17 protein-coding genes and 1 tRNA gene are annotated in these 21,694 nt (G+C 46.7%); 12 read left to right on the forward strand and 6 right to left on the reverse strand.

Features of this window, described 5'->3' with window-relative positions:
• Window positions 1-84: 84 nt before the first annotated feature.
• Window positions 85-1,497, reverse strand: coding sequence for a C69 family dipeptidase (locus QOS03_RS03070; RefSeq protein ID WP_283575297.1), 1,413 nt, complete (start codon window positions 1,495-1,497; stop codon window positions 85-87).
• A gap of 94 nt (window positions 1,498-1,591) precedes the next feature.
• Here QOS03_RS03070 and QOS03_RS03075 point away from each other — a divergent pair, with 94 nt between their 5' ends.
• On the forward strand, window positions 1,592-3,421 hold the full coding sequence (locus QOS03_RS03075; RefSeq protein ID WP_283575298.1) for a monovalent cation:proton antiporter family protein: 1,830 nt from the start codon (window positions 1,592-1,594) through the stop codon (window positions 3,419-3,421).
• A 99-nt stretch (window positions 3,422-3,520) separates the two neighbouring features.
• Here the strand turns inward: QOS03_RS03075 and QOS03_RS03080 are convergent, their stop codons facing one another.
• Window positions 3,521-3,694: a hypothetical protein gene (locus tag QOS03_RS03080; protein ID WP_169461406.1), complete on the reverse strand. Its 174-nt coding sequence runs from the start codon at window positions 3,692-3,694 to the stop codon at window positions 3,521-3,523.
• A 206-nt stretch (window positions 3,695-3,900) separates the two neighbouring features.
• On the opposite strand from QOS03_RS03080, the gene QOS03_RS03085 reads away from it, so the two are divergent.
• From QOS03_RS03085 to QOS03_RS03105, 5 genes are all read left to right on the forward strand, one after another.
• On the forward strand, window positions 3,901-5,079 hold the full coding sequence (locus tag QOS03_RS03085) for a thiolase family protein (protein ID WP_283575299.1): 1,179 nt from the start codon (window positions 3,901-3,903) through the stop codon (window positions 5,077-5,079).
• 217 nt (window positions 5,080-5,296) lie between these two features.
• The gene (locus QOS03_RS03090; protein ID WP_283575300.1) at window positions 5,297-5,932 is read left to right on the forward strand and encodes a phosphatase PAP2 family protein; all 636 of its coding nucleotides are present in this window, start codon (window positions 5,297-5,299) and stop codon (window positions 5,930-5,932) included.
• 59 nt (window positions 5,933-5,991) lie between these two features.
• Window positions 5,992-6,080: transfer RNA gene (locus QOS03_RS03095), tRNA-Ser, on the forward strand.
• A gap of 420 nt (window positions 6,081-6,500) precedes the next feature.
• Window positions 6,501-7,679 carry an APC family permease gene (locus QOS03_RS03100; protein ID WP_283575301.1) on the forward strand — a complete coding sequence of 393 codons (1,179 nt, stop codon included), beginning with the start codon at window positions 6,501-6,503 and terminating at the stop codon, window positions 7,677-7,679.
• Between the two features lie 313 nt (window positions 7,680-7,992).
• Window positions 7,993-9,765, forward strand: coding sequence for an oleate hydratase (locus QOS03_RS03105; protein WP_283575302.1), 1,773 nt, complete (start codon window positions 7,993-7,995; stop codon window positions 9,763-9,765).
• A gap of 124 nt (window positions 9,766-9,889) precedes the next feature.
• On the opposite strand, the gene QOS03_RS03110 is transcribed toward QOS03_RS03105, so the two are convergent.
• Together QOS03_RS03110 and serC are read right to left on the reverse strand one after the other, a co-directional pair.
• Window positions 9,890-11,065, reverse strand: a complete 1,176-nt coding sequence (locus tag QOS03_RS03110; protein ID WP_283575303.1) for a phosphoglycerate dehydrogenase — start codon at window positions 11,063-11,065, stop codon at window positions 9,890-9,892.
• A 12-nt stretch (window positions 11,066-11,077) separates the two neighbouring features.
• Complete coding sequence (gene serC / locus QOS03_RS03115) at window positions 11,078-12,160, reverse strand: 3-phosphoserine/phosphohydroxythreonine transaminase (RefSeq protein WP_283575304.1); 1,083 nt, start codon at window positions 12,158-12,160, stop codon at window positions 11,078-11,080.
• A 313-nt stretch (window positions 12,161-12,473) separates the two neighbouring features.
• Here serC and QOS03_RS03120 point away from each other — a divergent pair, with 313 nt between their 5' ends.
• Complete coding sequence (locus QOS03_RS03120) at window positions 12,474-13,094, forward strand: histidine phosphatase family protein (protein ID WP_242075382.1); 621 nt, start codon at window positions 12,474-12,476, stop codon at window positions 13,092-13,094.
• A 105-nt stretch (window positions 13,095-13,199) separates the two neighbouring features.
• On the opposite strand, the gene QOS03_RS03125 is transcribed toward QOS03_RS03120, so the two are convergent.
• A complete protein-coding gene (locus tag QOS03_RS03125) occupies window positions 13,200-15,629 on the reverse strand; it encodes a cation-translocating P-type ATPase (RefSeq protein WP_283575305.1) in 2,430 nt (809 codons plus the stop codon).
• Between the two features lie 377 nt (window positions 15,630-16,006).
• Between QOS03_RS03125 and QOS03_RS03130 the strand changes: the two genes are divergently transcribed.
• From QOS03_RS03130 to QOS03_RS03145, 4 genes are all read left to right on the forward strand, one after another.
• Complete coding sequence (locus QOS03_RS03130; protein ID WP_283575306.1) at window positions 16,007-16,732, forward strand: ribonuclease H family protein; 726 nt, start codon at window positions 16,007-16,009, stop codon at window positions 16,730-16,732.
• A gap of 320 nt (window positions 16,733-17,052) precedes the next feature.
• Window positions 17,053-17,505, forward strand: coding sequence for a MarR family winged helix-turn-helix transcriptional regulator (locus QOS03_RS03135; protein WP_169461414.1), 453 nt, complete (start codon window positions 17,053-17,055; stop codon window positions 17,503-17,505).
• A gap of 49 nt (window positions 17,506-17,554) precedes the next feature.
• Window positions 17,555-18,271, forward strand: a complete 717-nt coding sequence (locus QOS03_RS03140) for a B3/B4 domain-containing protein (protein WP_283575307.1) — start codon at window positions 17,555-17,557, stop codon at window positions 18,269-18,271.
• A 10-nt stretch (window positions 18,272-18,281) separates the two neighbouring features.
• Window positions 18,282-19,451, forward strand: coding sequence for a hydroxymethylglutaryl-CoA synthase (locus QOS03_RS03145; RefSeq protein WP_283575308.1), 1,170 nt, complete (start codon window positions 18,282-18,284; stop codon window positions 19,449-19,451).
• A gap of 123 nt (window positions 19,452-19,574) precedes the next feature.
• On the opposite strand, the gene QOS03_RS03150 is transcribed toward QOS03_RS03145, so the two are convergent.
• Complete coding sequence (locus tag QOS03_RS03150) at window positions 19,575-20,912, reverse strand: IS4 family transposase (RefSeq protein WP_283575309.1); 1,338 nt, start codon at window positions 20,910-20,912, stop codon at window positions 19,575-19,577.
• Between the two features lie 171 nt (window positions 20,913-21,083).
• Here QOS03_RS03150 and QOS03_RS03155 point away from each other — a divergent pair, with 171 nt between their 5' ends.
• On the forward strand, window positions 21,084-21,659 hold the full coding sequence (locus tag QOS03_RS03155; RefSeq protein ID WP_283575310.1) for a pyridoxamine 5'-phosphate oxidase family protein: 576 nt from the start codon (window positions 21,084-21,086) through the stop codon (window positions 21,657-21,659).
• Window positions 21,660-21,694 lie beyond the last annotated feature (35 nt).

Below are 21,694 nucleotides of genomic sequence, written 5' to 3' on the forward strand. Positions count from 1 at the left end.
GGTAATCTGGCCGTCATTCAAACATCAGAAAAGGTCAACCGGCGAGCAGATCGCGGTTGACCAATTGATTAAGTGAATTAGTGATTATAGATTTTCATCTGTGTTAAAATTCAAAGGACAGTAATCGGTCATCTTGGTGATCAATTCAAGACTTAATTGACGATAGGCATTCAAAACGTCGGTAGCAAAGTTTTCAGACTGCCGCGTCAAATAATTGGTCAATTTGGCACCTGCCAGACTGGCTGCTTTTTCGTCAGTTGCTTGAATCATCGCAATTGCCTTGGCATTGCAGTCTTTTTGCACGTCTCTGAGCATTGGTAGAAAATCATGCAGATGACTGTCAACCAAGACGCTGGCATGCTTAAAGATCCAGTATGCTGAATTGAGCTGAGCTGGCAGCTTGCCACGCTTATACGGAGCTGGCGTGTCATTGATGTTGCTAAAGAACGGCACAAACGTTGATTCATTGGCAACCCCCATGGCAATCCAGTGAATGCTGTTCTTAGAGGCCCGCGACGTCTGCAGAATGTGGGCTTCTTGAGTCTTGGCCAGACTGATTGGACGGTAGCGGTGCTTTTCTTCTTCAGAACCAGTACCGATTGGATCAAATGGCGTACCCTCATAATGTGAGCCAAGGTAGGCCTGAGCATCAAAGATTGAAAGCTGACGTTCGGGCTTCATCAAAAACGGCAGCTCGGTGTCTTCTGGCTGTTCGTTTTGAGCAACTTTGGGACTGAACATTTGGTGCCCATACCAGACGCGCGGTTCGCTGTAGACGGCATCAGAGCGGTCAGCCGTACCAAAGATCTGACGGAAGTTGAAGGTGCCAGGGTGTGGATTCAGATGATTCTTTTCAACGAATTCCTGAATACCGGGATGGTACATAAAGTTGTCTGGGTCGTTAAAGTCGATTTCTTGAATTGCCAGTTGGTTGGCAACTACGGCATAGCAGTCATCGGGAATGCGCTGAGCAACCCAGTAGTGACCAGCCCCGGTTTCCAGATACCAAGCCTCGTCATCATCGGCAAACAAAATACCATTGGTTTCACCGGTGCCGTATTTGGCCACCAGTTGACCCAAACGCTGAACCCCTTCACGCGCAGTCTTGACGTATGGCAAAACAACGGTAACCATAGCTTCTTCGTTCAAACCTTCTTTAACGAGTGGATCGTATCCTAAAACCAGGTCGTTGGAATAGGCACTTTCAGTTGCACTCATCGCTACGCCGTATTCATTGATGCCGGCTTCTTCAAACAGGCCATATTTATCGGTCCATTCTGGGGTAGCCGTATAGCGGGCGCTGATTTTGGGCAGTGTAAGCTCAAGCTTGGTGTCCTTGGAAATGAATTGTGATGGCATCTCGCCACGAGCATGGACGACCAGACGCTTTGGCCAGGCTGCCTTGGCATCTTCATTGCGGCCGATCATGATCGAACCATCGCGGCTGGCTTTTTTACCAATCAAGATACTGGTACATGCCGAGAGTTTTTGTGACATATTCAGGTCCCCTTATTTTGATTTTGTAACTTTATGTATTTATTTTAAACCAAGTAATCAATAAAATTAAACAAAAAGTGGAGGAAATTAAATAATGGAACAGCTTTCAATGTTTATTATTATGTTTTCAGCCTTGCTGATTCCAATATTGATGGCACGTTTTAAGGTTGCCAGCGTACCAACTGCAGTCGCCGAAATCATCGTTGGGATTATTTTGGGCAAGAGCGGCCTTAATCTAGTGGTGCAGACCCGTGACCTGACTTTTTTATCGAGTCTGGGTGTGATTGTCTTGATGTTTTTGTCCGGGATGGAAATTAATTTCAGTCTGTTCAAAAAACAACCGGGGGTTAAAAGAGATCATCAGTCACCGGTTAATTTGGCGATTGAATCGTTTGCCGGTATCATGCTGACGGCGTTTGTACTGGCAATGATCCTTAAGATGACAGGGATGTTCAGCGACGTTTTGCTGGCGACGATTATCTTTTCAACAGTGGCGCTAGGTGTAGTAATTGCAACGCTGAAAGAAAAAGAGATTCTCAGCCGCCCCATGGGACAGACAATTTTACTAACAGCGGTTTTGGGTGAGGTAATTCCGATGCTTTCGCTAACGGTCTATGCCTCGATCAATGGTGGCAATGCTGGGCGATTGTGGATGATCGTTTTGCTGTTTTTGGCAGCCATCGTACTCTTGAATCGGTTCAAGCAGCCCTTTATCTGGTTTAACAAAGTAACCAAAGCGACTACGCAGCTGGATATTCGTTTGGCCTTTTTCTTGATCTTTACGCTGGTAACGCTGGCCGAAACGGTGGGGGCCGAAAATATCCTGGGAGCCTTTTTAGCCGGGATGGTTATGAAGCTGCTGGAACCAAGCGAGACGACGCAAGATAAGCTGACGTCAATCGGCTATGGCTTCTTTATTCCGATCTTCTTTTTGATGACCGGTGTTAAATTGAATCTGCGTACGCTGTTGGTCAATCCGCATGCTCTGGCGCTGATTCCGGTACTGGTAATCTGCTTTGTTTTGGCAAAGTTGACCCCAATGTTGGTGTTCAGACAACGTTTTAATGGTCGTAATGCCTTTGCGGGCGGTTTTTTGCTGGTAACGACAATTACGCTGGTTTTACCAACGCTGCAAGTTGCCCGTAATCTGCATGCCATCACCAGTACCCAGTCAGATGCTTTTGTGCTGGCGGCTGTAATCGTCTGCATTATTGCACCAATCGTTTTCAACTCGGTTTATCGACTGGCTCCAGAAGACAAAGTCAAGCAGCGCGTTGTCTTTTTGGGGACCAACGTTTTCAGTGTTCCAGTGGCTCAACAGCTGTCACGCAACTGGTATGAGGTGCGCATGGTAACTGACAGTAAAGATAACTACAAGACCTACGACAGTGAAGTCAAGAACCTGACCTATTTGCCGGAACTAAGTGAAGCAGCGCTGGAAAAAGAAAAGCTTTTTAACTGTGACATCATGGCGATTGACTATCTGGACGATGCCAAAAACTTCCGACTGGCCAAACTGGCTAAGGCACACCATGTCAGCCGCGTGATTGCCGGTCAGAATCAGCGCAATCTGGATGAGGATCAGCGCAACAAACTGCAAAAACTGGGCGTTGAGATCTTTAACGTCTATAACGTCCAAACGAGCGTTTTAAGAGCGCTGATTGAATCGCCATCAATCATGACGATGCTTAACAGTACCGAAGCCGGCCTTTATGAAGTCGTGGTTCGCAATCGTCGCTATACCGGCCAGCAGTTGCAGGCATTGCCGTTTATTGACAAGATAACGGTCAGCCGGATTCGTCGTGGCAGTCAGTGGCTGATTCCAAGGGGGACAACGGTGATCGAGCCGGGCGATCACTTGATTTTTACCGGTAAAGCCAGTGACGTGGCCAATATTCGGGCCGAACTGCGTAAACGCAACTAAGATAAAACCAAAACAGTGCCACGGCAGGCTGATGATTAAGCTTGCAATGGCACTGTTTTCATATTACTGAAAGCTGCCGATAACGGGATGTCAGTTTGATTATTTTTGCTCAAATAAAAGTGCGCAGACAATCATGATAGCAGCCAGGCCCCAGGCAGCCAATTTAAAGATCAGCAGTCCCTTAGGCGTGGTCTTGATTTCTGGATGGCGTTTCCAGTAGATCGGCATTAAAACGGCCAGCAGCACACAGCCGGTTGCGATTATCCAAAACATATTAATCACCTCACGTATATTCGTAAAAACTTTACCATATATTCAGCAGGTATTGACAATCATTAATCACCTTTTTGATGATTTACGATTGATAAACCGCAGCGCAAAAGGTGGTCATTAATTAATGGGGCAATTAATTGCACTGGACAACGAAAATCGATAAACTAGGTTACGTTTGCAAGATTTCATATGGTGGGGGAAGCTTAATGGAAAAAACATATATTGTTGCTGCCCGGCGAACGCCAATTGGTAAATTTGGCAAGTCTTTAGCGGCCGTTTCTGCCGTGGAGCTTGGCGCAGTTGCAATCGAAGCCGTCGTCAAAGACAGCGGCGTGACCAAAGAGGCGATTGATCAAGTTTTAATGGGCAACGTAATTCAAGCTGGCGCTGGCCAGAATCCAGCTCGTCAAGCCGCAGTTAAAGCCGGGTTGGACTATGCCACGCCCGCAATTACGATTAATGACGTCTGCGGCTCTGGATTGTCAAGCGTTAATCTGGCAGCTAGTCTGATTCAATCAAATCAAGCGCGGATTGTGATCGCCGGTGGGATGGAAAGCATGTCGCGGGCGCCTTATATCTTAAATCAGGCTCGTGGCGGCTATCGATTTGGGGATGGACAACTAATCGATGCTTTACAAAAAGATGCCTTGATTGACGTTGAAAACAACTATCCAATGGGAATTACCGCTGAAAACGTTGCTGAGCTTGATCAAATCAGTCGTCAAGCGCAAGATGAATTTGCCCTGCGCAGTCATCAAAAAGCAGTTGCGGCACAAGCCAGTCATGCGTTTGATCGTGAAATTGTCCCAGTCGAGGTTCCAACCCGCAAAGGCACGGTGATTGTTAAAGAAGATGAGGCCCCGCGCGCGGATACCTCACTTGAAGCGCTGCAGAAGCTAAAGCCGTCATTTACCAGTCAAGGAACGGTTACGGCGGGGAATGCCTCGGGACTTAACGATGGGGCAGCAGTCGTGATGCTGGCTTCTGAATCGGCAGTAAAACAATATGGACTGCAGCCTTTAGCCGAGTGGCAAGCCGCGACCCTGGTTGGTATTGACCCGGCCTATATGGGATTAGGGCCAGCCTACGCAATTGAAAAATTGTTTAAGGACAATGGTATCAGCCGTGATGATATTGACCTGTATGAAATCAACGAAGCCTTTGCCTCACAATCAGTTGCCTGTCTGCGACGGCTCAAGCTGGACGAACAGCGTGTCAACCCTCGTGGCGGTGCGTTGGCGCTGGGGCATCCGGTGGGCTGTTCCGGAGCTCGAATTCTGGTGACGCTGATTCATGAAATGCATGATCTCGATGCACAGACTGGGATTGCCAGCCTGTGCATCGGTGGCGGCATGGGCGTGGCCTGTCTGATTGAAAAGGCATAGAAAAGACTGATCTTAAAACAGCCAAAGCTCTTTTGACGAGTCAGGATGTTTCTAAGATCAATGATTGGCTGTTAAATTAGCGTTGCCGGCGTGTCTGAGCAGCTTGGCTCAAAAGAAGCAATCTGAAGTAATGACTGGTCGAGAATAAACATTGGTAAAGGAATGGAAAAATAGTAAAATACTAATTTAGATGCATAGTTTTGAGAGGATTTTGATTATGAAAAAGTCGCGTTGGATTGATTTTGGCGTTGTCTGTGGTTTGTTTTTTCTGGCTTTCATGTTTGCCGTTTTGCGTCATGACTCCCAGATCAAAACCATGGACCAGGCTGGCTTTGCTTTAACGATGCCAATCACGGCTATGAAAACTCGCGTCATGCTTTTGATCACCGCATTCGGCTCGCCACAGTTTCTAGGACCGGTAACGCTGATAATGATGCTGATTTTATGGTGGAAAAAGCGCCTAGGCGACAGCATGTGGTATGGTGCCATGCAGTTTGTGGGCTATTTGTTGGTGATTGCATTTAAGAGCAGTGTGATGCGGTCGCGGCCGGCGCATCAGTTAGAAAAGATTGGCGGCTATAGTTTTCCTAGCGGTCATACCTTTGCCACGGCAATTTTTGTTTTAACGCTGCTCGCATTGGTATGGCCACGGCTTAAATCGAGATGGGTCAAGATACTGATTGGTATCATTGGAGCTGGCTGGATCTTTTTGATTATGTACTCACGCGTTTATCTACACGTTCACTACGCTAGTGACGTCTGGGCTGGTTTGTTGCTGGCACTTTGCTGGTGGCTGATTGCCAACTCGCAAAAAGAGCGCTTTATGAATTGGCTGGCTGAAATTCAAAAATAATTACTTATCACTCTTGTCAAATCTGTAAAAATTCGCTATACTGATTAGCGTTGACTTATGGAGAGTTGGCAGAGTGGTAATGCACCGGACTCGAAATCCGGCGAACCCGTGTTGAGCGGGCGCGCAGGTTCAAATCCTGTACTCTCCTTTTTCAGAGACATCTAAAACTGACTAAAACCCCAAAGCCTTGATTTAATAGGTTTTGGGGTTTTTAGTAATCACCATAAATTGGAAAGTTGGGACACCTAGACACTTGACAATTTTGGGCCTTTGTCAAATCGGATTGGTGAAGTTCAATTCCCTGCTTCAAAAATGAAGTGGGGAATTTTTTACTACGAAACTGGTTGATACACCGCTCAAATTTTCAAAATTATGTAAGACACCACGACTGCTATTTAATTTTTCGACTGAATCATTAAAGCAGTCAGTATATTAAAAAAGAGGATATTGTTAATTATAAATAACCAGGGGAATAAGTGAACTTAATGTTTCTTGGATTGTAGAAAATAATAAAAAAACATGGTAATCTTGTATAGATTGATAAATTTGGGAGGATTTAAGAAATCTTATGATTAATTTACGTTATTCAGGTGAAAACCTTGTTGCTTTTGCCGCTGCCTTATTGTTAACACAGTTAATAATTTGGAGCCTTAGTAAGTGGGGGAAGAATGACAAATTTAAGCACGCTATTAATAACAATTGGTATAATGTTGTGCTTTCCGTTGTTATGTTCGTTATAGGCTTGGCAACTGATAATGACTCAATATATGTTGGAGAAGTAGGGATTCTTTCCTTAATCGTATCGCTAATTATTGCACTGATTGGAATTAAAAAAACTGTTATTGCAGAAAAGCATATTTCTGACTGGGCAATTGGTATTGTTATGATTATTTGTGGAGTTGGTGAAGTCAGTTCTTATTCATATCCATATATTGAATATATTATTATTGGCATAATTTGGATATTGACTACTGTATTTTGGAAGAGTAAGAAAGTATGGAAACTATCTGTTAAAAATAGTTTGGGTGTTTTTGTAGCCATTCTGGGTTTGATCGCTGTTAGTGTAGGTAACTATGCTATGAATAATACGGCTCATATTGTCACTGACAATTATTCGGTCAAATTGGGGAAAAAATATGCCTATGTTTCGGGGGTAGCAACTCCAAATACCAAAGTTTATGCATATCAAGATGGGTATCGAATTGATTCACAAAAGACAGATAAAGATGGATACTTTAGTTTTAAAATAGAAGATCCTGGTAAGGTAACAGTAAAAGTATCAAAGAATGGAAATACTGATTCTGACTACACGATAGTCAAAACATCACCTAAGAATGATTATACTTTCTTAAAGGAAAGATTTATCGGCCTTTATAGCAGTCTTGGTGCAGCTGTCGAAGACTTATCTTCTAGAGAGGGAGATGAGTGGAATGATGCCATTGAAAATTCTGATGATGATTTTGATGTTGATGCAACCATAGAGAGCATAGAAGATAAGCACTCTGAAGATATTAAAAATATTGTACTAACTACGGAGAGCTTACATAAAACTGACCAAAAAATTCAAAAAAATAGTTATGCGTCCGAAAGTGATAAAGAAACTATTCATGATGCTTATCTAGATATGAAACATTTTTCAGATCATGCTACTAACATTCATGGAAGCTACGATGATTTCATAGATGAGCATAATGACTTAGATCAAAAAGTTGCTGACCATGCTGAAGAACTTCAAGATATGCAATAAATTATGTAGAGGCCTTGCAGAAATTATTTATTAGTAAGTTTAAAAGCTGAAACTTGAAAGCACAGAACTGTGGGATTTTACCTTCGTTCTGTGCTTTCTTGCTCTAAAAACAGAAAAATGCAGTTGTCCATCAGCGATAATGCAAGGTTGAGATCCTTTTCTAGACGACTTTTTTACACATTTTAGTTAATTTGATTCATCAATAGACAGATTGGTAATCTGAACTTGTCGCTATATTATGTAAGCGCTATACTAAACGTATGAACTGATGTTATCGCTTTCGCAAGGTTTATTTTACACTGGAGGGGTTTTTATGTATTATTCCAACGGTAATTATGAAGCATTTGCACGTCCTCGCAAACCTGAGGGAATCGAACAAAAACACGCCTATATTATTGGTGGGGGGCTGGCCGGCTTGGCAGCGGCCGTCTTCATGATTCGTGATGCTCAGATGCCTGGCGAAAACATTCACATCTTAGAAGAGCTGCCGGTTGCGGGTGGCTCACTGGATGGCGAAAAACGTCCTGGCGTTGGGTATGTCATTCGGGGCGGTCGTGAAATGGAAAACCACTTTGAATGTCTTTGGGATATGTACCGCTCAATTCCTTCACTTGAGATTCCAGGCGCTTCCTATCTGGATGAATATTACTGGCTGGACAAGGATGATCCCAACTCGTCAAACTGCCGCTTGATTCACAATCGCGGCGATCGGGTACCTAGCGATGGCAAGTATGGCGTCGAGAAGTTTTCAAAATATATCGTTAAGCTGGTTTTGACTTCAGAAGATGAGTTAGAGGGCAAGACGATTGGCGATTGGTTCCCAGATGAGTTCTTTGACACCAATTTCTGGCTGTACTGGTCTACTATGTTTGCCTTTGAAAAGTGGCACTCTTTGATTGAAATGCGGCGCTACTGCATGCGCTACATTCACCATATCGATGGGCTGCCAACGCTGAGTGCCTTGAAATTCAACAAATACAACCAATATGAGTCAATGACTAAGCCGGTCTTGGCATATCTACAGGATCACAATGTCGACATTCAATACGACATCGTGGTCAACAATGTTTTGGTTGATACCAGCAATGACAAGAAGATTGCCAAAAAGATTCTGCTGACTAAGGATGGCAAGGATGAAGAAATCGTCTTGACCGACAACGATTATGTCTTTGTTACCAATGGCTCGATTACTGAGAGTTCAACTTATGGCGATCAGAACACGCCGGCACCGATCACGCACAGCTTAGGGCCAAGTTGGAAGCTGTGGGAGAATCTTTCCTATCAGGATGCCGATTTTGGTCATCCCGATGTCTTTTGTAAGAACGTGCCTGACCGTGCCTGGTTCATCTCAGCTACGGCAACGCTCAAGAATCGCAAGCTGGCGCCATACTTTGAACGGCTGACCAAGCGCAGTCTTTATGATGGCAAGGTCAACACCGGTGGGATCATCACGGTTACCGACTCGAACTGGATGCTGAGCTTTACGATTCACAGACAACCGCACTTTAAGGATCAAAATCCGGATGAAACGGTTGTCTGGATCTACGCGCTTTATTCCGACACGGAAGGCAACTACATCAAGAAACGGGTCGTGGACTGCTCAGGCAAAGAGATTACTGAAGAATTGCTCTACCACCTGGGCGTTCCGGTTGATGACATTGAAGGCTATGCCGAAAATGACGTCAATACCGTACCTGTCTACATGCCTTACGTTACCAGCTACTTCCAGCTGCGCAAAAAAGGCGATCGGCCGGCAGTCGTGCCAAAGGGATCGCAAAACCTGGCCTTCTTGGGCAACTTTGCCGAATCACCAACTCGCGACACGGTCTTTACCACGGAATACTCGGTTCGGACCGCGATGGAAGCCGTTTACACGCTCTTTAACGTTGATCGCGGCGTTCCTGAAGTCTTTGATTCCGTCTTTGACATCCGCCAAGAACTGCGGGCCCTGTACTACTTGAGTGACAAGAAGACATTGCCGGAGATGGATCTGCCGGTACCAAAGCTGGCTGCCAAGACCGCGCTGCGCAAGCTGAAGGGAACTTGGATTGAAGAAATTCTCAAAGAGCAGCATCTGCTTGAATAATTAAAACAATTTAAAAGATCAGATTATGTAAAAAGACCACCAGCGCCAATTTGCGGGTGGTCTTTTGATATTGAGCAAATAAATTAAGATAAGTGGTTAAACTTATGGCTGCTGATTGGGCGGACTAGTCGTGATGAATCAAGCGGACGCGGGTGATGGCATCGACTTGGCTTAAACGGTCAATCACTTTTTGCGCGGTTGCCGGCGTGAGGTTCGAAACGTCTAGCATCGTATAGGCATAATTGCCGCGCGAACGGTTGACCAGGTTTTCAATGTTGATGCCTTCATCGGCCATAAACGTCGAAATCTGCCCCAGCATGTTCGGGATGTTTTTGTGAATCAGCGTGAAACGATCAGGACTGGCAAAGGGGGCAGCCACATCTGGCAGATTGACCGAGTTTTTAATGTTGCCGGTTTCCAGATAGGTCATGATTTCGTGAGCTGCGATCTGCGCACACTTGACCTCAGCTTCGACCGTTGAGCCACCGATATGTGGCATGATGACGATATCAGGATTATTCAGGATCTGAGCCTCGCTGAAGTCAGTGTAATACTTTTTTAGCGTGCCATCAGCCAGGGCCTTGACCGCGGCGGCATTGTCAACGATTCCCAGTCGCGAGTAGTTGAGCAAAACGGCGCCGTGCTTGAAATGCTTTAATTCTTCCGTGCCGATTAGTCCAGTGGTTTCTTCATTTTTGGGAACGTGAACTGTTACGAAATCGGCGCCTTTGATAGCATCGGCAATTGTCTGCGCGCGTTTGACCTGACTTTCCAGCTGCCAAGCCGATTCAACGGAAAGATAAGGGTCATAGCCGATGACGTCCATGCCCAGATCAACGGCGGCATTGGCAACCAGCGAGCCCACGTGCCCCATGCCAATGACGGCGATGCGCTTGCCCAAGAGCTCAGTCCCGTTGAAGCTGGTCTTCTGCTTTTCGGTTCGCAGCGTAATATCGGCACCAGGCTTGGCATTGGCACTCCATTGAACGGCAGCGATGATGTTCCGGCTGGCCATGATCATCGAGGCGACGACCAGTTCCTTGACGGCGTTGGAATTGCCGCCAGGCGTGTTGAAGACGACCGTACCATTTGCCAGCGCCTTGTCCAAGGGAATGTTGTTAAAACCGGCCCCACAGCGCGCGATGACTTTCAGACTCTTGGGAAACTCATGATCATGCAGATCCACGCTGCGAATCATGTAGGCATCCGGTTGAGCCTCGGGATTGTTGATCTGGTAGTCAGCCGTAAATTCATCAAGTCCGGCTTGAGCAATAGCGTTATAGGTTTTGATCTGGTACATGAAAGATTCCTCCTAGCGATTTTCTTTTTCGAATTGCTGTACAAAGTCACACAAAGCAACAACACCATCATATGGCATGGCGTTATAGATACTTGCCCGCATGCCACCAACGAGTCGGTGACCTTTTAGATTCAATAGACCGTGTTCCTGGGCCTCTTTGACGAATTTAGCATCCAGCTGTGCGTCACCAGTTACGAATGGCACGTTCATGAGCGAACGATAGCGAGGATCGACATTGCTTTTGAACAGCTTGGAGTTATCCAGGCAGTCGTACAGCAATTGGGCCTTCTTGCGGTTGCGAGCGTCCATGGCCTTAACGCCACCTTGTTCATCGATCCATTTCAAAACCAGCCCGGCAACATAGATTTGGAAGACAGGCGGCGTGTTGAGCGCGGACTTTTTAGCGGCCTGCTTGGTGTAGTCGAGCATGCTTGGCAGTCCCTTGACATGACCCAGCAGCGATTTTTTCAAGATTACGATCGTGACGCCAGCGGGAGCCAGATTCTTTTGCGCCCCGGCATACATCAGATCGAATTTTTCAAACGGGTAGTCTTGGCCTAAGAAGTTGGAAGAAAGGTCGCCAACCAACGGCGTACCGTCAGTTTCTGGCAGTTTTTGCCAAGCCGTACCCATGATGGTGTTGTTGGTCGTGATGTGTACGTAGTCATAGGTATCTTGGGGAATGGCTGGTACTTCTGGCAGCGTGGTGTAGTGCTGATCTTTAGAAGAGGCCAAAACGTCAGCCTGAACGCCTTTGATCAAGCATGCTTCCTCAACGGCGCGTTCCGACCAGTGACCAGTATCGATATAGGCGGCGCGATGATGCTGATAGGCAAGATTCAATGGTACGGCCGTAAACTGCGTGGTACCGCCGCCCTGCATGAACAAAACGTCATATTCCTGATCATCCAGGTTCATTAATTTGTAGATGCGTGCTTTGGCATCCTCATAAACGTCGACGAACAGCTTGGAACGGTGCGAGATTTCCATAATGCTCATGCCAGAATTGTTGAAATCTAATAATTCAGCCTGGACTTTTTTCAAGACTTCTTTGGGCAGCACAGCGGGACCAGCAGCAAAATTATAGACAGTCATTGTCATTCCTCCAAATCTTAAACTAAAAAAAGCACCCACTTGATTAAGTGAGTGCCGTTCAAATTCAGTTCCGGATTTGAATTGACCTCACTTATCGCGAAGGCCAACGCAAAATATGGCCTTCTAAATCAAGGAAGACCATGATGAGGAAACCATCAATGCAAATTCAAAATCATTTAACAGCATGTTCAGTCCCCTCCTCATCAAATTATTATTTATCGTTAACAAAATTATAATCTGATTACAAAAAAACGTCAATAATAAATTTGATTCTGGTATAATGACCAAAAACCAAAGTAGAAAGGAAAAGAATATGACCGAATTTTATATCGTTCGCCATGGTCGCACCTTTGCCAATGCGGCCGGGCTTAAGCAGGGAATCATTAATACGCCGCAGACCTATCTCACTGATGAGGGACGGGCGCAGGCGCAGCTTTTGGCCCAGAATTTTGATTTGCGTGATTTTGACGCGCTTTATGTTTCGCCTTTGGAACGCACCAAGCAGACCGCGGCAATTCTAAATGAGGAGGCACAGCTGCCAGTCATCGAAGACGGGCGGTTGCTGGAGATTTCTTATGGCGACTGGGATGGCCAGCCCAATGATGAGCTGATGAATCAATATCCAGAATTGTTTTCGACGTTTGTTAAAGATGTGCGTCCTGAATATGCTGCCGTTGCCCATGGCGAGACGTTTACACATGTTGAAAAACGGGTCCAGGACTTTATTAAAGACGTTACGGCTCAGTATCCAGACGAGCGAGTCGTAGTCGTTACGCATGGCTTTACGGTCCGCTCGTTTGCGGCCAGTGCCACGCATGCGCCAGGCTTGACGATTCTGGAACCAGAAAACTGCAGCGTTACTAAACTGATTGTTGAACCCACCACGCTTGAGCAGCATCTGATCTATTACAACCGTTCCACACAAGGATTCTAAGTTATCAAAAAGACGGATCACGCGTTATGCGGGACCCGTCTTTAATTGTTTGCTGACGTTTAAGAACAGCCGTGAAAATGGTTGGCTGAACTGTTGGAAACGCTGCTAGGCTTGTTTTTGCATGGCGTGTTTAGGCTTTTGACCAAGATTGGCGAAAAAGTGTTCGTAAATCAAGTCCGTCCAACGCGTCAGATGTGTCAGACTTGAATCGCCCGTCAAAGAGAGCACGAAGGCAAAACCCAGGGCAACTGCCGAGACGTGGTCGATGCCAAACAGACTGCCAAACAGCGATGCGCAGACCAAAAGCCCCATGATGCAGCCATAAAAGATGACACTGCGGAACTTATTGAGCGGATGACAGATCTGGTAGAGCACCATGAAGCCAACTGCGGCCAGAATCATGGTTGAGGCCGTTGAGATGTCTTGGCGGCTGAGGCCAAACAGAGCTCCACAGACTACGATGACGCCAACGGTAAACATATCGGTAATCCCACCAGGCAAGGCACGCCGCATAACGTTGGGCAGAAATTTGCCATGAATGCGCTGATGATTGGTTTCCAACGCCAGCAGGAATGAAGGCGTCCCAATCGTAAACAGACTGATCAGCGTGATGTGGGAAGGATCGAGCGGGTAGTTGAAGGCAAAGATCAGCGTAAAGATGGACAAGAGCAGTGAGAAGATGTTCTTGACCAAAAACAGACTGGCTGATCGTTCGATGTTATTGACAACCTGCCGTCCCTGGGCTACGACCTGTGGCATTTTGGCAAAGTCAGAATCAAGCAGCACCATCTGAGCGGCATTCATGGTGGCCTCATTGCCTGAAGCCATGGCAATACTGGTATCCGCTCGTTTCATGGCTAAAATGTCATTGACGCCATCTCCAGTCATGGCAACGACTTCACCTTGTTTTTGCAGCGCGGTGACGAATTTTTGCTTTTGATCTGGCGTGACCCGACCAAAAACGGTGTAGCGCTGCAGAGCACTTTCGTATTCATCATCGGTTAAAGCAGCTGCACTGACGCAGTTTTGCGCGCCTTCGATCTGTGCCTGTTTGGCTACGCTGGCAACCGTTAATGGATCGTCACCCGAGATAACCTTGATCTTGACGCCTTGTTCGGCAAAATAGCGGAAGGTGGCGGGAGCAGTCTTGCGGACGGGATTTCTCAGCAAAACGAATCCTAGCGGGATAACTGGGGCGTTAAGACTAGCTTTGCTCAACTGACCTTGATACTGCCCAAATACCAGGACCCGATAGCCTTGCTTGGCATATGGCTCAAATTCATTGCTAAACATGGTGACACTGTCTCTTAGTACCATTTCTGGGGCACCTAAGACGTAGCTTTCATTGCCAAAGCCCACGCCCGAGTACTTCCAGGCTGAACTGAACGGCACGATCTGATCAGCTTGGCGACCGCTGCCTTGCGTAAAGTATTCTTTCATGGCTTTCATCGTTGAGTTGTCGCCAGGCATGGCCGCACAAAAATCACTGATCAGGCTGCGCAGCTGATGGTCGTCGATCTGAGCCTGCTGGGCAGTAAAGAAACGCTGAACCTGCATTTGATTTTCGGTGATCGTCCCGGTTTTATCAACGCACAACACCGTAACGCGGGCTAGTGTCTCAATGCTTTTCATACTGTGCAGCAAAACCCGCTGCTGTGCCAAGCGCATGGCACTCAAAGCCAGCGCGACGGTTGCCAAAAGGTAGAGCCCTTCAGGAATCATGCCGATCAAGGCTGCTTCCATGGAAACGATGCTTTGTTTAAGCGGGTTGCCATTATGCACGTATGATTCATAAAATAGCGCGGCACCAATTGGAATAATAATGATGCCGACGAATTTGATCAGCCGATTGAGCGATTTGATCATGGCCGATTCTTCGGTAGTATCCATTTTCTGTGCTTTAGCCGTCAGCTTGGCGGCATATGAATCAGCACCGACATGCGTCAAGCGAACCCGTGCCGAACCGGAAACGACAAAGCTGCCTGACATCAGATTGTCGCCGGGATGTTTGGCGATCTCATCGGCTTCCCCCGTCAGCAGCGACTCATTGACGTTGAGCGAACCGGTTAAAAGCTGCGCATCGGCTGGAATCTGCTGCCCGGTTTTCAACTCGATGATATCATCCAGCACCAGCTGATCAGTTGGCAGCTGAAACGTTTTGCCATCACGAATTACCGTTGCTTTAGCTGCATTTAGTACCGTCAGCTTTTCCAGCACCCTTTTAGAGCGTAATTCTTGGATAATGCCAATTACGGTGTTGGCAATAATAACGGGCAAAAAGGTCATATCCTTATATGAACGAACCAGCACCAGCAAGACTGCCAAAACAACGAAAATTAAATTAAAAAAGGTAAACGTGTTGCTGTAGATGATCTGCCGCGTGGTTTTGAAGGTCGTATTGATGGCGGTGTTGGTCAAGCCGGCCTGGGTGCGATGCGCCACCTGATCCTTGCTCAGGCCAGTATCAGGTGCAGCGTTGAAGTGCTCAATCTGCTCATCTTTAGCGGTTGCTGATTGTTGATGATGTCTGCGCATCCAATCATCCCTTTCTGCTTTATTTTTAATTTTATTTTAGCATTCTTTGTGATTTGGAACGGTTACCTTTAAGATAAATTAGGAACGATTTTGCGCGGGATTCAATTATTCGCCATATTATGTAATTTGGGATGTGCAATCTCAATGCTTGAAAGTCTTACAGATTATCGAAGACGTTGAGCGAATCTGTGGGCTTGGCGAAACCCATGATTTTGAACATGTGATCGTAGATGGTAAAATAATTGATAGCGTATCGGCAGTCTCACTTCATGCTAATCGTTTGCAAAAGATGAGCAACTTGCCGACAGCCAGACATCGGATAAGACGCAGGACGCGATTTCTGGCGTTTCATTAGAACAATAGCAGGGGGAATTGATTTGGCTTCAAAAAAGTTTTATGCCGTGCGCCGTGGTAAAAAGCCCGGCATCTACACCAGCTGGCCTGAATGTCAAAAACAGGTTGCTGGCTTTGCCAACGCGCGCTTCAAGGGCTTTATGACCAGAGAAGAGGCTTTGACATGGCTGCAGCAGCCGGAAAAAAGCAAGTCACGGGCCGTTAAGCATGCCACGCAGACCAGCCTGGATCTATTCGGTGAGGAACAAAGCCCCCGTTTTATTCCGACAATTGTTTTTTATACGGATGGCGGTTCACGCAATCATGGCAATCGACGGGGCGATCACGTTCACCAGGACGATCGGGCGGCTTGGGCCTATCTGATTCGGTTTGAGGATGGCTTAAAAATCACTGACACAGCTGGTGAGCTTGGTGCGACCAACAATCGGATGGAGGTTATGGGGCTTTTAAAGTGTCTGCAGCGCCTGCTTGAATTAAATCTGCAAAACGAACCGATTGAAGGCATTCTTGACTCGCAATACGTTTTAAATGCGATCAACAAAGGATGGCTGTATGGCTGGGTACGGCGCGGCTGGAAGACTGCTGGCGGCAAGCCGGTTGCCAATCAAGAGCTTTGGGCCGAGGTGAGCGTGCTGCTGCCTAAATTCAAACAGCTGCGCTTTAAGTGGACCAAGGGACATGCCGACAGTCATGGTAACGTTACGGTCGACCAGCTACTGAATAAAACGATGAATGATTTCAAAGCCTAGGTATCAATAAAATAGAAAACTCGCTTGATTTCGCTGACTGCGAATCAAACGAGCTTTTTAATTCGTCATAAATAAAAAAGCTATCAGATGACGATCCCCCGCAGTTTAAAGAAACGGAATCGCACCAAATAGCTGGTAGTCAAGAAAGAAGTGAATGTCGGCACTCCTTACGATTAATCATATTACTATACTGGATCGAAAAAGAAAACCCCAAATTGAAATTTTATAAGAAAAAACGTGAATATTTTTCACGTTTCAGTTTAAAGTTGCAATTACAACCGACAGTCGATATAATATTGATCATGAAAGGAGGCGGGACGGTGATTGATGTATTACGCGAGATGGGAATGGCATCGCGAGCCTTGGATGCCATGGCCAACGCGGAATTTAAAAAAATAGAGCTGGCACGGGGACAGTTCGTATATTTGGTTCGAATCTATGAGCATCCTGGCATTATTGCGCGGGATTTGGCCAAATTAATTTTGATGGATAAGACGACGATTGCCAGAGCGGTTGCCAAATTGGAAAAAAACGGCTTAATCGTGCGGCGTTCTGATCCGGCCAATCATCGGATCAAGCGAATGTATGTAACGAAAAAAGGAGCGGAACTATATCCGTTTATTATTCGTGAAAATGAACATTCAAATGAGGTCGCTTTACAAGGCTTTTCGCCCCAGGAAGCTAAGCAGGCTCATGACTATCTGCAGCGGATGCGCCAAAATCTGGAAAAAGACTGGGATTTTGTTAAAGCAGGTGGTCAAAGAAATTATTGATGATATTAGATATAATAAAGACATATTAAATGGATAAAGGAGTTTTATTATGAAGCGAGTCGTAGTCGATGAAAGTTTTTGGGATGTTTTTCCAGAGGCAGAGATTGCAATTATGTACGTTGATGGAATTGACAATCATGATACGGATGAGAACAAGGCAGAACGGGCTGAATTATTAAAACGGGCAACTGCTGAATCAGCTAAGTTCACCAAAGAAGAAACCTTCCGTGACAATCCAGTCGTTGCTCAGTGGCGCGAAGCTTATGCCAAGTTTCCTAAGCGTAAAGGTGCTCGGGCTTCAGTTGAGGCGCTGCTGAAGCGGGCCAGCCAGGGACATGTCTTTGAACCAATTGAGCCGCTGGTTGACGTCTACAACAGCATCTCGCTGCGTTATGGCGTTCCCGTTGGCATTGAAGACCGTGATAAGATTGCCGGCGATATGCATCTAGGCAAGGCCAAGGGTGGCGAAAGCTTCCAGCCGGTCGGTGCTGACAAGGATGATCCAGCCCGGGAAGGCGAGATCCTCTATTATGACGATGCCGGTGCCGTCTGCCGCAGTCTGAACTGGCGTGATGCCCAACGCACGATGCTGACCAGCGATTCTAAAAACGTGGTCATCGTTATGGAAGCCATTAATGAAGAGCAGATTCAGCGGACACATGAGGCCATGGACGAGCTCAAGCAATTGATTGAACACTACTTTGGTCAGACCCCAAGCGAACCGCACTACCTAACTAAAGAGAATCCAATTGCCGATGTCGACTAGGTGAGCACGGATGAAGATTGGAATTGATAAAATGGCGTTTGCGACAACGTCAGAATATATTGATCTGGCGGAATTGGCGAAGGTACGCGGTGTTGATCCCAACAAATATCTGATTGGGATTGGCCAAAGCGAGCAGGCGGTTTTGCCCCCCACCCAGGATATCGTGACGCTGGGAGCTGCCGCGGCTGATAAGCTGTTGGATGAAGATGATCGTGAACGAATCACCACGGTTATCGTTGCTACAGAATCGGGAATCGACAACTCCAAGGCCAGTGCGATCTATGTCAAGCGACTGTTGAATCTGGATGACTATGTCCGGACTGTGGAAGTCAAGGAGGCTTGTTATTCTGCAACGGCAGCGATTCAGTTTGCCAGAGGTCAGGTGGCATTGGAACCAGAAAAAGCGGTTTTGGTAATTGCAGCTGATGTAGCGCGTTATGGCTTAAAGACTGCTGGCGAGGTAACGCAGGGCGCTGGAGCGGTTGCCATGCTGATTACGGCTGCTCCACGGATCTTGGCGATTGAACGAACCAGCGTTGCCTATTCGCAAGACGTGATGGATTTTTGGCGGCCGCTTTATGCTACCGAGGCGATGGTCGATGGCAAGTATTCGACCAACGTCTATATTAATTTTTTCAAGCACACGCTGAATCGCTACGAGAAGTTAACGGATCGCAAGCTGGATGATTTCGCGGCAATTGCTTTTCATCTGCCATTTACCAAAATGGGTAAGAAAGCCTTGGAGGCCGTTTTGGGCGAACGTGATGACCAAACGGCCTGGCGTCTGCGCAAGGCACTATTGGCTAGCCAAAACTACAGCCGCCGGGTCGGCAATCTCTATACCGGGTCGCTTTATCTAGGTCTGATGTCGCTTTTGCAAAATGATTCTGAGCTAAAGCCTGGTCAGCGTATTGGCCTGTTCAGCTATGGATCGGGCGCGGAAGGCGAGTTTTACAGTGGAATTCTGCAGCCGGGATATCAAGAACGACTAAGCAACGTTGCAGGCGACCTCAGTGAACGCCAGCTGATTTCGATCGCAGCCTATGAGCAGCAGTTTAATGACCAGCTGGGAATGAATAAGGAAGACGTTGAGTACGACATCAGTGCGGATCCGGCTCGTTTCGTCTTAGCCGGTCAAAAGAATCATCAGCGCCAATACGTTGATAAGCAGCAGCTGTAAAATTTTCAAGCTGACTGAGATTGCAATTCGTCATTGCCTTTTTTATAATTTATCTGAAACTTGAAAGCACCTCAAAGAACCAGAGCCCCCGCCAGCTCTGGTTTTATTGGTCCTAAATTAGTTTCAGACGGCCACTCCAAGTACCCGTTGGATGTTTTGGGGTAAATAGCCAATGAATTGGTCGATGGTGTGGTTGAGAAAATCGGTTACTTGGGTTTGAAGAGACTTTAACAGGTAGACCAATGCCTCGATAAATTTAATTTCGGGTAGGGCCGCATTCATTAGGTAAAAGAGGTCTCCCAAGGTGCGGTCGTCTTTGGCCTGACGTTCTTGCCAAGCTAGAAACAGGTAGGTTAAGGCAGTGATGGTAATCTGGGCGACTTGCCCGTCATAGCTTTGGATTTGGGATGTATTTAAGCGCAGGTACTGTTTAGCGGTCTTAAAGTAAGTCTCGATGGACCACCGGCGGCTATACAGTTGAATAATTTCCTGGGGAGTTAGTTGGGTACTTGTAGAAGCGAGGACCAGGTACTGGTTCTTAAAGCCTTTTTTGGCCACGAAGACCAGTTTTACCGGAAAACGATGTCCTTGGTAGTCGGCTTCCACAATACAGCTGTATTGATAGGCCTTCATTTGAGGACGCCGGGAATTAAGGAGACGCGGATAAAGGGCCTTAACGCTATAGGCCCGACCGCGATAGCGGTAGTAAACCTTAGAGCTCCGCTTAAGCATGGCGACACTATCTAATCCTAGCTGTTTAAGGCGCCAAAACATTTGCGGCGAACTGTACCAGCTATCAAAGAGCACGTATTTCGCCACCACCCCCAGGTTGCGAGCCTGGCGAATTAATTCGATGACCACTTCATTCATCTTCCGTTGGGCTTGCGCCCGCCGTTGACCGGCAATTGTTCGTTGGTCAACTACCTGAGCTGAAGCTCCAACCAGATTCTGCTTCTTTCGCGTTGACATTAAGGCGAAATTAACGGGCAAAAAGGTATTACCATCACTCCAGCCAATTGTTAGGTTCCGATAGCCGGTCAAATACTGGTGGTGGTCATGATCAAACGTCCGCGCTAGTAATTCCGTTTTGACTGAATATGGACGGGAAATTAAGGTATCGACGATTAGCGCTAATCGCCGCCGTTGGTCGACCACCGGTCGCAAGGTACCGATCAGCTTCACCGCCACTAAGCACAATAATTTTTGCCAGTTGATTCGCCCATCATTGAGGACATTGCGGGCCGTCCGGGGACTAAAGTTAGGACTGGATTGCGCCCGGTAAAGCGAGCGCCGACTAAAACGGGCCTCGAATAGCCAAGCGACAATCATGGTCAAAGAAATTGCGGAGTGCCGTTTAAAATTAACCTGCTTACTAAGCTGACCTAGACCAATCAGGTGGAGAAAGGAGGAAATTAGGCGCTTAGTGTCGTTTTTTGCTTGAATTTGGGTTATACTTTTCATCGCGCAAGACTCTTTTCTACTTAGTTTGGTATGACTTAAGTATAACGTGAGAGTTCTTGCGTTTTCTATTTTTTACGCGAGAAAGCCTAGAGTCACGGTGATTAGCCGTGATTCTAGGCTTTCAAGTTTCAGTAATTTATTAAAAAACGATTATAAAAGAGGCGCTTTTTGATGAGAAATGATATCTATTTTGATCCGATGACGGTTGAATGGGTGATGGCGCATTGCGATATTGCGCGGCTCGGCGTACAGGATGACGAATCGGTGTATGTCGTTCCGGTCCACTTTGGCTATGAATTGGATGAGCAGCAACATTTTCATCTTTACTTTCATGGGAATGCGGCCGGTCAGCGCGCTCGTTTGATGCAGGCTAATCCGCATATTGGTGTTGAGATGGAAAGCGACTATCAACTGCTTCCGGCAGTGCGGGACTGCCTTTTCAGTGCCAGTTTCCATAGCGTAATTGGCAAGGGAACGGTTAAAGAATTGACGGCAGCTGAAGACAAAGTACACGCACTGACTGTAATGATGCACCATTACGTGGCACGAATGCCGCATCCGCTAACGGAGGACATGGTAAAGCAGGTTCATGTCTGGCGCGTTGATCTGGATGAGGTTGCCTGCAAGGTGAAAAATCCTAATGAAAACGACCAACAGATCTTAAAGGAGTTTGGGCATCAAGTAGACGTTCCCGATGCGGTCAGTTCCAGCAGTCAAAAAGCTGATGCAAAAGAGCCGATAGATTAGCAAAACAAAAAAAGAGGTGGGAATTGCCCCATCTC

It is taken from the genome of Limosilactobacillus pulli (genome assembly GCF_947381555.1).
GTDB lineage: Bacteria > Bacillota > Bacilli > Lactobacillales > Lactobacillaceae > Limosilactobacillus > Limosilactobacillus pulli.

Bases quoted from the DNA above. Each gene is read 5' to 3' on its own strand.
- QOS03_RS03070 (WP_283575297.1), bottom strand. From the start codon at position 1,497: ATGTCACAAAAACTCTCGGCATGTACCAGTATCTTGATTGGTAAAAAA.
- QOS03_RS03075 (WP_283575298.1), top strand. From the start codon at position 1,592: ATGGAACAGCTTTCAATGTTTATTATTATGTTTTCAGCCTTGCTGATT.
- QOS03_RS03080 (WP_169461406.1), bottom strand. From the start codon at position 3,694: ATGTTTTGGATAATCGCAACCGGCTGTGTGCTGCTGGCCGTTTTAATG.
- QOS03_RS03085 (WP_283575299.1), top strand. From the start codon at position 3,901: ATGGAAAAAACATATATTGTTGCTGCCCGGCGAACGCCAATTGGTAAA.
- QOS03_RS03090 (WP_283575300.1), top strand. From the start codon at position 5,297: ATGAAAAAGTCGCGTTGGATTGATTTTGGCGTTGTCTGTGGTTTGTTT.
- QOS03_RS03100 (WP_283575301.1), top strand. From the start codon at position 6,501: ATGATTAATTTACGTTATTCAGGTGAAAACCTTGTTGCTTTTGCCGCT.
- QOS03_RS03105 (WP_283575302.1), top strand. From the start codon at position 7,993: ATGTATTATTCCAACGGTAATTATGAAGCATTTGCACGTCCTCGCAAA.
- QOS03_RS03110 (WP_283575303.1), bottom strand. From the start codon at position 11,065: ATGTACCAGATCAAAACCTATAACGCTATTGCTCAAGCCGGACTTGAT.
- serC (WP_283575304.1), bottom strand. From the start codon at position 12,160: ATGACTGTCTATAATTTTGCTGCTGGTCCCGCTGTGCTGCCCAAAGAA.
- QOS03_RS03120 (WP_242075382.1), top strand. From the start codon at position 12,474: ATGACCGAATTTTATATCGTTCGCCATGGTCGCACCTTTGCCAATGCG.
- QOS03_RS03125 (WP_283575305.1), bottom strand. From the start codon at position 15,629: ATGCGCAGACATCATCAACAATCAGCAACCGCTAAAGATGAGCAGATT.
- QOS03_RS03140 (WP_283575307.1), top strand. From the start codon at position 17,555: ATGAAGCGAGTCGTAGTCGATGAAAGTTTTTGGGATGTTTTTCCAGAG.
- QOS03_RS03145 (WP_283575308.1), top strand. From the start codon at position 18,282: ATGAAGATTGGAATTGATAAAATGGCGTTTGCGACAACGTCAGAATAT.
- QOS03_RS03150 (WP_283575309.1), bottom strand. From the start codon at position 20,912: ATGAAAAGTATAACCCAAATTCAAGCAAAAAACGACACTAAGCGCCTA.
- QOS03_RS03155 (WP_283575310.1), top strand. From the start codon at position 21,084: ATGAGAAATGATATCTATTTTGATCCGATGACGGTTGAATGGGTGATG.